The sequence below is a fragment of the Streptomyces xiaopingdaonensis genome, assembly GCF_000262345.1.
Classification (GTDB): Bacteria; Actinomycetota; Actinomycetes; order Streptomycetales; family Streptomycetaceae; genus Streptomyces; species Streptomyces xiaopingdaonensis.
This window is the reverse complement of record NZ_AJTQ01000309.1, coordinates 21,018-34,333: the sequence shown is the minus strand read 5'-3', so window position 1 is coordinate 34,333 and position 13,316 is coordinate 21,018. Positions and strand designations below refer to the sequence as shown.

The 13,316-nt window shown below is 74.3% G+C and carries 7 protein-coding genes; 1 reads left to right on the top strand and 6 read right to left on the bottom strand.

The annotated features are described in order from the left end of the window. A partial coding sequence (locus UWG_RS30895; RefSeq protein ID WP_033196337.1) for a hypothetical protein occupies positions 1–673 on the bottom strand: 673 nt, incomplete at its 3' end. Between the two features lie 155 nt (positions 674–828). Further along, the gene (guaA, locus tag UWG_RS0124085; RefSeq protein WP_016909758.1) at positions 829–2,436 is read right to left on the bottom strand and encodes a glutamine-hydrolyzing GMP synthase; all 1,608 of its coding nucleotides are present in this window, start codon (positions 2,434–2,436) and stop codon (positions 829–831) included. Positions 2,437–2,898: 462 nt separating this feature from the next. Between guaA and UWG_RS0124080 the strand changes: the two genes are divergently transcribed. Then, positions 2,899–3,216 (top strand): chorismate mutase, encoded by a 318-nt coding sequence (locus tag UWG_RS0124080; RefSeq protein WP_016909757.1) that lies wholly within the window; start codon positions 2,899–2,901, stop codon positions 3,214–3,216. A gap of 660 nt (positions 3,217–3,876) precedes the next feature. Here the strand turns inward: UWG_RS0124080 and UWG_RS0124075 are convergent. The 4 genes from UWG_RS0124075 to UWG_RS0124060 form a co-directional block, all read right to left on the bottom strand. Next, on the bottom strand, positions 3,877–5,772 hold the full coding sequence (locus UWG_RS0124075) for a GMC family oxidoreductase (RefSeq protein ID WP_016909756.1): 1,896 nt from the start codon (positions 5,770–5,772) through the stop codon (positions 3,877–3,879). 99 nt (positions 5,773–5,871) lie between these two features. Next, a complete protein-coding gene (locus UWG_RS0124070) occupies positions 5,872–7,521 on the bottom strand; it encodes a succinic semialdehyde dehydrogenase (RefSeq protein ID WP_016909755.1) in 1,650 nt (549 codons plus the stop codon). A 142-nt stretch (positions 7,522–7,663) separates the two neighbouring features. After that, complete coding sequence (locus UWG_RS0124065; protein ID WP_016909754.1) at positions 7,664–9,265, bottom strand: serine/threonine-protein kinase; 1,602 nt, start codon at positions 9,263–9,265, stop codon at positions 7,664–7,666. Positions 9,266–9,424: 159 nt separating this feature from the next. Beyond that, positions 9,425–13,051: a hypothetical protein gene (locus UWG_RS0124060; protein WP_016909753.1), complete on the bottom strand. Its 3,627-nt coding sequence runs from the start codon at positions 13,049–13,051 to the stop codon at positions 9,425–9,427. Between the last annotated feature and the right edge of the window lie 265 nt (positions 13,052–13,316).

Genomic DNA, 13,316 nt, shown 5'->3' with positions numbered 1-13,316 from the left:
GGTCCAGCGGCTCCGTCCCGCAACCGAGCCGCTCCAGCGCCGAGTTGGCGGCGCGGACCGCGCTCCGCCAGACCGCCAGAATGCCCTCGGACCGCACGTCCGCGTCCGGCCGCCACCCGCCCCGGACTTGGATCGCCGCCCGCGCCGTTTCGCCGTCGATGTCCCGCCCGGCGCCGGGGCACGGGGGCAGCAGGGTGATGTGGTGGTCGTCGCTCCAGCCCGGCACGCCTGTGGGACTCGGCGTCAGCCGGTCGGCGGACATGAGGCCGCCGACCACCTGGGAGACCCCCGCGGTGTCGACCGCCGCGTCCAGCGCGAGGACGACCTTATGCCCGTCGCCCAACTCGCAGTAGTACCTGCCCAGTTCGGCGTTGTAGCGCTCCGTCTGCTCCGTCGTCCCGGTCTCGCCGTCGTACTGCGCCACCTCGTCCGCGTGCAGCGCCCCGCCGCACGCGTCGTGGACGGCACGCGCCGAGCTGAGCGGCGTGTCGACGGCGCGGTCGAGTGCGAAGGCCGCGAGCACGCCCAGCACCACGATGCCGACCCAGACCTTGGACCGGGTCGCGCCCCGCGCCAGGTCCTCCTCGGCATCCCAGCGTGCGGCCCGCTCCTCCCTGGTGCCCGGCGACGAACGGGGCGCCGCAGCACCCTCCTCCCCGTCACGTCCCCCCACGCGGCCCCCAACTCCGTTCAGTGACCCGGCAATCGACGCCCCGAGCCTATCCGCAGTCCCCCCGGGACCGCGCGCGAAGCCCCCGCACGCACACGTGCCGCCGCCCGCGGACCGGCGGGCGGCGGCACGTGGAACTCAGCGGGCCCCCACGGCCCTCACTCCCACTCGATGGTCCCCGGCGGCTTGCTCGTCACGTCGAGGGCGACGCGGTTGACCTCGGCGACCTCGTTGGTGATCCGAGTGGAGATCCGCGCGAGGACCTCGTAGGGGAGCCGGGACCAGTCGGCCGTCATCGCGTCCTCCGAGGAGACCGGGCGCAGCACGATCGGGTGCCCGTAGGTGCGGCCGTCGCCCTGGACGCCGACGCTGCGTACGTCCCCGAGGAGGACGACGGGGCACTGCCAGATCTCGCCGTCGAGCCCGGCAGCCGTCAGCTCGGCGCGCGCGATGGCGTCGGCCTCGCGGAGGACGGCCAGCCGCTCGGCCGTCACCTCGCCGACGATGCGGATGCCGAGCCCGGGCCCCGGGAAGGGCTGCCGCTCGACGATCGCGTCGGGGAGGCCGAGCTCGCGCCCGACGGCGCGGACCTCGTCCTTGAAGAGCTTGCGCAGCGGCTCGATCAGCTCGAACTCGAGGTCCTCGGGGAGCCCGCCGACGTTGTGGTGCGACTTGATGTTGGCGGTGCCGTTGCCGCCGCCCGACTCGACGACGTCCGGGTAGAGCGTCCCCTGCACCAGGAAGGCGACGTCCTCGCCCGCGGCCCCCGCCTCGGCGACGAGTTCCGCCTGCGCCTGCTCGAAGACGCGGATGAACTCCCGCCCGATGATCTTCCGCTTCTCCTCCGGGTCCGAGACGCCGGCGAGCGCGGTGAGGAACCGCTCCGCGGCGTCGACCACCTTGAGCTGCACGCCGGTCGCCGCGACGAAGTCCTTCTCGACCTGCTCCGTCTCGCCCTTCCGCATCAGCCCGTGGTCGACGTACACGCACGTGAGCTGGGAGCCGATCGCGCGCTGCACGAGGGCCGCCGCCACCGCGGAGTCAACGCCGCCGGAGAGCCCGCAGATCGCGCGCTTCGGCCCGACGCGCGCGCGGATCTCCTCGACCTGCTCGTCGACGATCGACTCGGTCGTCCACGAGGGGGTGAGCCCGGCACCGCGGTAGAGGAAGTGCTCCAACTCCTGCTGCCCGAAGGTGGTGTGCATCACCTCGGGGTGGTGCTGGACGCCGTAGAGCTTCCGTTCGTCGTTCTCGAAGGCGGCGACGGGGACGAGGTCCGTCGAGGCGGTGACGGTGAAGCCGGCGGGGGCCGCGGAGCAGGCGTCGCCGTGCGACATCCAGACCTGCTGCCCGGCCGGGGTGCCCTCGAAGAGCGTGGAGTCCGGCTTGGCGACGGCGAGTTCGGTGCGCCCGTACTCGCGGCCGCCGGTGTTGTCCACGGTGCCGCCGAGCGTCTGCGCCATGACCTGGAAGCCGTAGCAGATGCCGAGGACGGGGACGCCGGCCTCGAAGACCTCGCGGTCCATCGACGGGGCGTCCTCGGCGTAGACGGAGGACGGGCCGCCGGAGAGGATGATCGCCTTCGGGTTCCTCGCGAGCATCTCGGCGGCGCTCGTCGTGTGCGGAACGATCTCGCTGTACACCCGCGCCTCGCGCACCCGCCGTGCGATCAACTGGGCGTACTGCGCGCCGAAGTCGACGACGAGGACGACCTCGGGCGCCTCCTCGGCGGGGCCGTTCTCGGTGGACGGATCACTGCGGCGCATCGCGCCTCCTTCGGGGGCGTGGGGTTCTCGACGGGAAGGCGCCACGAAGCTGCCTCTCGGCGGATGAGACGGGGTGTACCCACGAGTCTAACCGGGCGGTGAGCGTGCCTGTTCCGGCCTGCGGAAGCGCGAATCCGACTGCGCTCCGGAGCCTCCCGTGCACGCACCGGAGCGCCCCGGGCCGCCGCCGACTGGGACCCTGCTTGGCGGGCATCCGGTACGGGGGCATACTGGTCCGCGTGTTCACGCGAGCGACCTTCTGGTTTACCTATGGCACCGGCCGGGCCGGCTGCCACGGGAGCCACGGTCGTCTCCGCTGAACGACCACCGCAGACCTCCCAGGTGCCCCGGGCCGATCAACGCCCGGGGCATCCGCCGTCTCCGCTCCAGGCTCCGACCGGTCCGCCTCCTCGACGGGCGTCCAAGCCCGGGGGTCGACCGACGATCAGCAGGGAGCTGACCATGACCACCACCACGCGGACCCGCACCACCGACGACGCCGGCGAGAACGGGCCCACCGCGGCCCGGCCCGCACCCGGCAACCCGGAGGTGGCAGCGGGCCGGGCCGAGATCGACGCGCTCGACGAACGCATCGTCGCCCTCGTACGGGAGCGCATCGAGGTCTCCGTACGGGTGCAGCAGGAGAAGATCGCCGCCGGCGGCGGACGCGTCGACCTCGCCCGAGAGATGCAGGTCCTCGACCGCTACCGCGGCCACCTCGGCAGGCCCGGCACCGAGCTCGGCATGGTCCTGCTGAAGCTCTCGCGCGGGCGGGACTGAGCGCCCCAGCTCCTCACCCGTACGGAGCGTTACCGCCCGGGCGCGGCTTCGTTGGTCCCGGTGTCCCTGAAGCCAACCGGGCGCCCGGCGGCGAGGGGGCGGCGTCATCGGAGCGATGAGACGTCCGGGCCTTCGCGGCGCAGTTGCCCCGTGGGAGGCGGAGCGGCGTCGTGGGACTTCGCCCCGATGCGAGTGACCGGGCAGCAGGGGACAGCAGGCCGGTCACGAAAGCGGCCGGTCCCGGGGACGCTCGGGACCGGCCGCTCCGCGGACACGCCACGTACGCGGAGCCGATCCGCCGGCGTCAACTCCCCCGCGGTCCCGGGGAGTTGCACCTGGGCGGCCGTCCGCGCCGCGCTCGGTCGCAGAGGTTGCGCGGCCCCGGCCGATCGAGCACGATGCATCACAGAACGGCACGGCTCGACTTCGCGCAGTGCAGCAGGCACCGCCCCAGCACATCCCCCGGTGTACCGAGGGGCGGTACCGGCCGCTGCGAAACCGCGGCGCACCCCCCGGCGCCGCAGCTCGGCATCCGCGCTGCCCTGACGCGGGTGCTGACGGTGAAGGGCCCCGCATCGGCCGCCACTTCGGCGCCCGTGCGGGGCCCTTCACCGTCGGCCGGGACGCAACTCCGGCCCACCGGCGCGGTGTTCGCGCACCTCACTCGGCGGGCGACGACTCCTCGGCCCCCGGCCGCATCCGCGGCTGCGGCAGCGGCACGGGCGACCCGAGCCGCAGCGCACCGAACGCGCCCTCGGGGACGGCGGGTCGGCGCGGCGCCACCGGCTCCAGCCGCCGGTACTCCTCGCTCTGCGCAGGGCGCGGGTCCGCCTCGCCCTTGTTCGGCCAGAGCGACATCGCGCGCTCGGCCTGCGCCGTGATCGTCAGCGAGGGATTGACTCCGAGATTCGCCGAAACGGAGGAACCGTCGACGACGGAGATACCGGGGTGTCCCCACACCCGGTGGTACGGGTCGAGGACGCCGCGCTCCGCGCTCTCGCCGATCGGGCAGCCGCCGAGGAAGTGGGCGGTGAGCGGCGTGTTCATCAGCTCGCCGATGTTGGTCCCGGGGAAGCCCCCGATCTCGTCGGCGATCTTGCTTGCGGCCGCGGCGCTCTCCGGGATGTGGACCGGGTTCGGCGCGCCGTGCCCCTGCCGCGCCGTGAGCAGCCCCTTGCCGGGGCGCTTGCTCCGCCGGTAGGTCGTGAGGGAGTTGTCGACCGTCTGCATGACGAGCCCGATGATGGTGCGCTCCGACCACTTCCGCGCGGAGAGCGAGAAGAAGAACTGCACCGGATGGCGCAGGCATGTCCCCACGTGCGCAAGGGGCTTGGGGAGCCGCGTGTCCTGCCGCACCTGGAGGGTGGTGAGCGCGCTCATCGAGTTCGACCCCTTGCCGTAGCGGACGGGCTCGATGTGGGTGCTCTCGTCGGGGTGGACGGACGAGGTGATGGCGACGCCCTTGGTGAAGTCCGGCTCCGCGTCCTTGCCCCACTTGGCGCGGTAGCGGTACGGCAGGGTCTGGGAGCCGACGAGCGCCTCCGAGTTGGTCCGGGTCAGCTCGCCGAGCCGACCGGAGAGGCGGGGCAGGGTGCCGGTGTCGCGCATCCGGTGCAGCAGCGTCTGCGTGCCGTAGGTGCCGGCGGCGAGGACGACCCACCGGGCGCGGAGGACCCGAGCGCGGGCGCGCCGCTTGTCGGTCGGGCGCACGGCGATCTCCCAGCCGTGCTCGGGGCTCTCGGGCCCGTACGCGGGCGAGGCGCCCGCGCCCTTGCGCGGACCCGGCGCCTCGCGGACCGACACCACGGTGGTGAGCGGGTGGACGACGGCGCCGGCCTGCTGGGCGAGGTGGAGGTAGTTCTCGTTGAGGGTGTTCTTCGCGCCCCTGCGGCACCCGGTCATGCACTCGCCGCACTCGGTGCACGCGTTGCGCGCGGGGCCCGCGCCGCCGAAGTAGGGATCGGGCACCTCGGTCCCGGGGTCGACGCGGACGCCGTCCTGCTTCGACTCGTCCGCGGCGTCCTCCCCGTCGCCGAAGAAGACGCCGACGGGCGCCATGTGGAAGGTGTCCCCGTACCCCAACTCGTCGGCCGCCGCCTTGAGGTGGACGTCCGAGGGGGTCATCGTCGGGTTGAGCCGGGCGCCGAGCATGCGGCGCGCCTGGTCGTAGAAGGGGCTCAACTCCGCCTGCCAGTCGGTGATGTGGCCCCACTGCCGGTCCTCGAAGAACGCCTTGGGCGGTACGTAGAGGGTGTTGGCGTAGTTGAGCGAGCCGCCGCCGACCCCCGCGCCCGCCAGGATCATGACATTGCTGAGCAGGTGGATGCGCTGGATGCCGTAGAGGCCGAGCGCCGGCGCCCAGAGGAACTTCTTCAGGTCCCACGAGTTCTTCGGCAACGTCTCGCGTGTGAACCGCCGGCCCGCCTCCAGCACACCGACCCGGTACCCCTTCTCGGAGAGCCGCAGGGCGGAGACGGAGCCGCCGAACCCTGACCCGACGACGACCACGTCGTAGTCGAACTGCTCTTCCTCGGCGCTCTGCGACTTCTCGGACACGGGACCTCCGATGACATGCGGCTCGGTCGTAAGGGTGCGGCTCTGGTCGTGCGCGCTCACGGGGGGTCGGGCACCGCCCGCACGGGCGGCCCCGGACGGTCAGCGGAAGCGGAGCGCCTTCAGCGCCCGCAGGGAACGGGACATGAAGGCGGCGTACTGCGCGTCGTCCATGCCGAACGAGGGGGCCATCGGCACCATGCGCTGGTGCGCGACGGTCTGCGGTTCGGTGTACTTCATCAGTCCGTCGACGCCGTGCCTGCGGCCGAGCCCCGAGTCGCCCATGCCGCCCATCGGCGCCTGCGCGCTGCCGTACGCCGCCGCGTACCCCTCGTTCACGTTGACGGTGCCGGCGTGCAGCCGGGCCGCGACGTCGCGCGCGCGGCGTCCGGCGTTCGACCAGACGCTCGCGTTGAGGCCGTACGGCGTCGAGTTGGCCGCCTCGATCGCCTCCTCCTCGTCGGAGAAGCGGTAGACCGAGACGACGGGCCCGAACGTCTCCTCGCAGCAGAGCGACATCGCCGGCTCGACGCCGCCGAGGACGGTCGGCTCGTAGAAGTGCGGGCCGATGTCCGGGCGTGCGCGGCCGCCGGCGAGCACCTCGGCTCCCTTCTCGACGGCCTCGCCGACGTGCCGCTCCACCGTCGCCAGCTGCCGCTCGCCGGCGAGCGATCCCATCTCGGCGCCGTAGGCGAGCGCGCTGCCGAGGCGCATCGCGCGGACGCGCGGGAGGAACCGCTCCAGGAAGGCGTCGGCCACCTTCTCGTGCACGTAGAGGCGCTCGATGGAGATGCAGAGCTGGCCCGCGGAGGAGAACGCGCCGCGTACGGCGCCGGCCGCCGCCTTGTCGAGGTCGGCGTCCTCCAGGACCAGCATCGCGTTCTTGCCGCCCAACTCCAGCGAGGAGCCGACGAGTCGGGCCGCCGCCCGCTGCGCCACGCCGCGGCCCGTCGCCGTCGAGCCCGTGAACGAGACGAAGTCCCCGCGGTCGACGACCTCGGGGCCGACGACGGACCCCTCGCCGAGCACCACCTGCCACACGGCCTCGGGCAGCCCCGCCTCGATCAGCAGCCGGCGCGCCCAGAGCGCGGTGAGCGCCGTCTCCGTGTCGGGCTTCATCACCACCGCGTTGCCCGCGACGAAGGCCGGCAGCGCGTCGCCGACGGAGAGTTCGAACGGGTAGTTCCACGGCGCGATCTGCCCGACGACACCGCGCGGGTGCCGCACCTCGGTGACCTTGGTGAGCACGGGTACGGCGCCCGTGTGCCGCTTGGGGCGCAGCAGTCCCGGCGCCTTGCGCCCGTAGTACCGCGCCGCTACGGCGACCGCCTGCACCTCCTCGTGCGCGTGCAGCCTCGCCTTGCCCGTCTCCAGTTGGACGAGGTCGAGCACCTCCTCCTGCCGGCGGAGGAGGAGGTCGTGGAAGCGGAGCAGGATCTCGGCCCGCCGACGGACCGGCACCCGCGCCCACGCGCGCTGCGCGGCACGGGCGCGCTCGAAGGCCGCCGCGACGTCGTCGGCGGCCGACTCCGGCGTGGAGGCGGGGAGTTCGGCGAGGACCTCCCCCGTGGCCGGGGCGTGGTCGACCGCGGTGCCGCTCGCCACCACGCCCTCGGTGAGGCGGCGTACCAGTTCCGGGGTGACCACGTCCGCGGCCGTCCTGGCACCGGCCGGAGCGTCCGCGACCGGGTTTCCCTCCCGGGCCGAGGTGCGGGTCCCGGTGGCCGTTGTGCTCTCCTGCGAGTCCGTCATGGGGGGAGAGTACGGCGCCGCGGCGACACTCGTATACCCAGCGGTAACCGCTTTTCACTGAATCTGCCAGCAATCGGTGGCACAACTACGTGTGCCGGACCGCTCGCGCAGGGTGTGCGGCCCCCGACGGGCCCGCGTACGGCTACGGTTCGTGGATCTCCAGGGACTCCACGGCCTGCGCGTAGACGTCGAGGCCCTCCTCCGTCGCGCTGCCCTTCTGCGGCATGTCGACCTTCAGCCGCCAGGCCACGCCGTCCTCGTTGACGTAGAAGAGCTCGTGGGCCCGCCGCTTCGTCAGCGCCTCGGGGGTCTCCTCCTCGGCCGTCGCGTCGGTGTAGCGGGTGGTGACCGAGGCGGCCTCCCGGTCCTGGTGCTCCGTCTCGCTCACCGCGCTGCGGACGTCTTCCTTCGTCGTGGTGTAGTCGTCGGGATCGCCGTCGTCGTACCGCGACTTGAACGCGTTGGCCTCCGCGAGCGCGTCCTCCTCGACGTTCTTGGTGTAGCGGGAGAGGTAGATCTCGATGAGGCCACCGGGCTCCGTGTACGTGACCGAGTGCTCGCCCGCGCTGCGCTCGTAGTCGTCCGGGACCGCGAGAGTGGCATGCACGCGCTCGTCCTCCTCCCGCGTCGACCAGCCGCTGGGCGCCCTGTCCACCGTGAGGAAGACGACGAGCGCCGCCACGGCGGCGAGCGCCGCGACCGCACCGCCCGTGCCCCACCGCCACCTGCGGCTGCCGCGCACCTTCCCCGGGTACGCGCGCAGCGCCCTGGTGAACGCGGCGGTCCGCGGCTCCGTCGCCCGCTGCGGGAGTTGCGGCGTCGGGCGGGCGACGTCGTCGAGGGTCTGGCGCACCTCGGCGGCGCCCGGGCGCAGCACCGGCTCCTTCTGGAGGAGGTTGACGACGAGCATCCCCAACGCGCCCGAGACGGCGGCTGCTTGGGCCGGGCGCTGCGGTTCGGCTGAGAGGACGGCCTGGAGCGTCGCCGGGGTGTTGGTCCGGCGGAACGGCGAGACGCCCTCGGTCGCGGCGTAGAGGACGACGCCGAGCGACCAGAGGTCGGATTCGGGCCCCGGCCGCCGGCCGAGCACGCGCTCCGGCGCGATGTACTCGGGCGACCCGACGAACGCGCCCGTCTCCGTCAGCCGTTGCTCGCCCTCGACCTGCGCGATGCCGAAGTCGGTGAGCACCACCCGCTGGTGGTCGCCGAGGAGGACGTTGTCGGGCTTCACGTCGCGGTGGAGGATGCCCTTCGCGTGCGCCGCGTCGAGCGCGCCCGCCACGGCGCAGCCGACGCGGGCCGCCTCGCGCGCGTCGAGCGTCCCCTCCTGGAGCACGTCGGCGAGGGAGCGCCCGCGGACCAACTCCATGACGATCCACGGCCGTTCCTCCTCCACCACCACGTCGTGGACGGTGACGACCGAGGGATGGTCGATCCGCGCCGCCGCACGCGCCTCACGGCGCATCCGCTGGTACATCGTCTCGCGCTCGCGGTGCGAGAGATGCTCGGGAACGCGCGGCTCCTTGACGGCCACCTCCCGGTCGACGACCTCGTCGTGCGCCCGCCAGACCGTGCCCATACCGCCGTGGCCCAGCCTCGCGAGGAGCCGGTACCTGCCGCCGACGAGGCTGCCCACCTCCGACTGCGCCCCTCCTTCGGAGCGCGGTGCCGGCACCTCCGCGGCTCCGGGCGGCTGGAGCCCGTAGCTCGTCGGCTCGCCGGAGCGCTCCCCCTCGTGCGTCATGCCTGACTCCTCGCGTGGGGCGCGGTCCCTCGTCGCTGCTGCGTCCGCGGCACGGCGGCACGCTCGCCCCCGTGGCCGTACGCACTGTACTGGGTGCGGGCCCGAGTGGCTTGTGCAAAAGGGGAGTTGCGGCGGGGTTCGATCCTGCGGACCGCGCGGTCACCGCGTCCGGGTGCCGTACGTGTCCGCCACCGCCTCGAAGGTTTCGTCGATCTCCGCGCGCTGCGACTTCGGCCCCTTCACCAGCAGGACGTGGTACTTGCCCTCGTGGAGCATCGCGCGGTTGCGTGCGTAGACCTCGCGGCCTCCGCTGTCCGGCCAGGTGAACGTGCCCTCGACCATCGCCTTGTCGCCGACGTCGATGTCCCGCAGGCCGCTCGCCGAGTTGTCGAACTCGGAGTTGCGGTAACCGGCGAGCTCCGGCTCGTGGTTGAGCTGGTACTCCATCAGGTCTCTGCCGAACTTTTCCGCGGTGTCGCGGCCGTTGGCGACTACCATCTCCACCGCGCCGCCGTTGTACCGCACTTCGCCCGACTCGCCGACGGAGCGCCGGTCCCACTTCTTCGGCACGGCGACCCGGAAGCCCGCCGGATCGTTGCTCATCTTGTAGCCCTTGGGCGCGGCCGTGCCCGGCAGCGCGCCCGAACCGCCGTCCTGCGAACGGCCGTTGCCCTTGTCGCCTTTGTCCGAGCCGGCGCCCTCGCTCCCGCCCGCGTCCTCGCCCGAGCCCTTGCCCGCGTCCTCGCCCGCGTCGTCGTCGGGCGCGGGGCGGTCCGCGTTGCCGACCGATCCCCGGCGCTGCGCGTCGTCGCCCTCGCCCGCGTCCGGCATGAACCAGGTCGCGTAGAGCACCGCCGCCGTCAGGGCCAACAGCACGGCACCGACGAGGAGGCGGCCCAGCCTCACCGGGCGGCGGCCACCGCCGCGCGCGATGCGCGGCTCACGCGGGCCCTTCGGCGGGCGCTCGGCGCGGCGCGGCTTCTCCGCCTTCGGTTTCCGCGCCGCCGAGGGCGAGAGCTGGATGTGCGGCTCCTCGGCCGCCGCCGCGCGCTGCGCCTCCGCCCGCGCGCGCTTCTCGGCACGGCGGCGCTCCTTGCGCCGCCGGACGAGCTCACCGCGGCGCCGTACGATCGGCAGCCGGTGCGGGTCGGCGGGGCCGCCCGGCTCCAGCGACGGGGGCCCCGTCACCGTCCGCCGCCCCACCTCGGGCTCGGGCGCCGAGCGGATCAGCGAGCGGAGCCAGCCGCGCAGCTCCTCGAACTCCGGCCGCTCCATGGGGTCCTGGCGGAGCAGCGACTCCACGACGGGCCGCAGCGGACCGCAGTCCTCGGCGAACGCGGGCGGCTCGGCGCAGACCATCTGCACCAGTTCGGCGGCGGAGTCCTCCGGGTACGGCGCGTGCCCCTGCACGGCGCGGAAGAGCAGCACCCCGAGCGCCCAGAGGTCGGCCGCGGCACCGACCGGCGGTGCCAGCCTCCAGTTGTCGTAGACAGGGCCTGCCTGCTCGGGCGCCCACCGCTCCGTGACGGCACCGACGACCGTCATCCGCGCCTGCCGCGCCCGCTCCGCCGCGAGCGCCGTCGTCGGCCCCCTGTACCGCTCCGGCTCGCCCCACTCCGCGGCTGCCGGCTCGGTGTATCCACCTGGCACGGCCTCCCGGCCCGGCGCGGCCTCGCCTTCCGGCGCGGCCCAGCCCGGCCCGGCCTCCCCTTCGCCGTTCACACCACCGACCGGCTCCAACTCCCCACCGGCGCCGGGCTCCGCGCCGGAGCCGCCGCGGCCGCCGTACACGGCGCCGACGCCCGACTGCGGTACGTGGCCGTACGGTTCGCCCTCGGGGCCGTACCCCTCAGCGGCCCCGTCCGCCGCGGCCGATGCGCGCCCGGTCCGCGTACCGGCCCACTCGGCGCGGACCCAGCGACCCTCCGACGGGCGGGAGCCGGGCAGCGCCGTCGGTCCCACCGGGTCCTCCGGACCCGGGTCGCGGGGCCCGGGCGGCGGCTGCGCGCCGGGGGCCAACGGTCCGTAGACGCCCTCGCGAAGCTCGTCCCTGGACAGGTCCGCCTCGGAATCCGCGGGCGCCACTCCGCCCGGCACCTCGTCGGCGCCCGACGGCAGCTCGTCGGGAGCGGACTCGCGCGACCGCGTCCACCACTCCCCCTGCTCAGCACGCCGCTCGCCCGCCTCGCTCCCACCGCGCGACTCGGCGACCGCACGCCGCGCACCCGCCCGGTACGCGGCGATCGCCCCTCGCTTGGCCGCCCTGGCCGACACCTCGGCGTCCGACGTCTGCCCCGCGTCCTCGCGAGACGCGCTTGCGGAATCCGACCCGCCCGCACCCTCACCTGGCGACCCCCGATCCCCGGGCCCGCCCGCGGCGTTGAGCATGCCCGAGGCGGGACCAGGCCCAGCACCTGCACCACGCGGCGCACCCCCGGAACCCGGCGCCGCGGACCCCGGCCCCGACGGGAGCAGGCCACGCACGCCCTCACCCGGCGCTCCCCCATCGCCGTCTCCCGGCACCACGTCGGCCCCCTCCGACGCGGAACCGGGCCGCACCGCCCCGCCACGGGCATCGCCCGGCCGTCCACCGCGCGGCGCCCCCACGGGGCCGGACGTCCGGAAACCGGGCGCCACGGGACCAGGCCCGTCGTCCGCACCCTCACCAGGCGCCCGACCACCGCGCGACGACGCCGGGTTGGCCGAGCTCGGCCACGCCAACCCACCACCGGGTTCACCCGCCCCGTCACCGCGAGGCACCCCCACGGGACCCGACGTCCGATACCCCGGCGCCACCGGACCCGGCTCAGCCCCGTCACCCGCATCCCCGCCGGGCGCCCAACCACCGCGCGACCAGGCCGCGCCGGCCGCGAGCCCCGGCCCGGCGATCCCGTCCCGGGTGTCCCCCGCCTCCTGATCGAACCCGAAGAGCGCCCCGTCCTGCTCACCACCGCGGTACGGCGAAGGGGTGCCCTCCTTCTGCGGCAGGAAGCCCTTGGGCAGCGGGTTGCCCGCGAACGTCGCGGGGACGCCGGGCGCGGTCTCCTCTTCGCGCGCGGCGGCGAGTGCGACACGTGCGCCCGTGGCGCGGTCCGTGGCGAAGTCGGTCGCGTGCGCTGGTTCCTGAGCGGGCTCGGGCGACCGCGCCTCGGGCAGGCTCCCTTCGGGCGACGCCGCCTCGGGGGCGGGCAGCGGGTCGTAGCCGCAGAGGGCCTCCTGGGCTGCGCCTTCCGCGAGCCCCGTGAGCAGCGCGCGGCCGTCCTCGCAGACGAGCACGGTGCGTGCGGTGATGTTGCGGTGCGCCCAGCCGTGCGCATGGACGTTGCGGAGGGCGGCGAGAAGGTCGGCGGCGATCTCCGCGGCGCGGTGCGCCCCGAGGGGGCGGTCGGCGAGGAGCGCGGCGAGCGGACGTGCGGGCACCGACTCGCTGACTATCCACAGCCCGTCGCCCTCGACGAAGACGTCGAAGACCTGGTCGAGCCGCGGGTGGTCGGGGATGCGCGAGGCGGCGAGTGCGGCCTCGACCGCGCGCCGCACCACCGGGTCGGCCGGCCGCCGCGTCGCCCCGCGGGCCTGCGCCCTGCGCCGGGGCCCTGCGGCGCCCGGGCCGTCCTCGAACTCGGCCTCCACCACCTCGGGCAGCGGCACCTGCCGGACGAGGACCTCCTGGCCGCTCGCTGTGTCGTAGGCGAGGGACTCCACCAACTCGTACTCGTCCGCCGGGGGTTGGGGCAGGCGGTAGCGCTCGGCGAGCAATCGTCCGGCGTAACCGGTGTAGTCGTCCACAGCACCTCCCCACAGCCCGCCGGGCCGCTCGGGCTTCCTCCACTCCCCTCGCGGCTCCGCACGGTCCACGGCCCCTCACGATACGTGCCGCAACTCCCTCTCGTCGCCCTCCTGCTGACTCGGCGTACGACAACTCACGCCTGTCCACGGCACGGTGGCACCCGGCGCCGACGCCGCCGTACACCACTCGTACGGGTCACACGCACGCGCGGTTCCCACGGGAGCCATGTGCCCCGAATCGACGCACGGGAACCAGGCCGACGGC

Bases quoted from the DNA above. Each gene is read 5' to 3' on its own strand.
- guaA (WP_016909758.1), bottom strand. From the start codon at position 2,436: ATGCGCCGCAGTGATCCGTCCACCGAGAACGGCCCCGCCGAGGAGGCG.
- UWG_RS0124080 (WP_016909757.1), top strand. From the start codon at position 2,899: ATGACCACCACCACGCGGACCCGCACCACCGACGACGCCGGCGAGAAC.
- UWG_RS0124070 (WP_016909755.1), bottom strand. From the start codon at position 7,521: ATGACGGACTCGCAGGAGAGCACAACGGCCACCGGGACCCGCACCTCG.
- UWG_RS0124065 (WP_016909754.1), bottom strand. From the start codon at position 9,265: ATGACGCACGAGGGGGAGCGCTCCGGCGAGCCGACGAGCTACGGGCTC.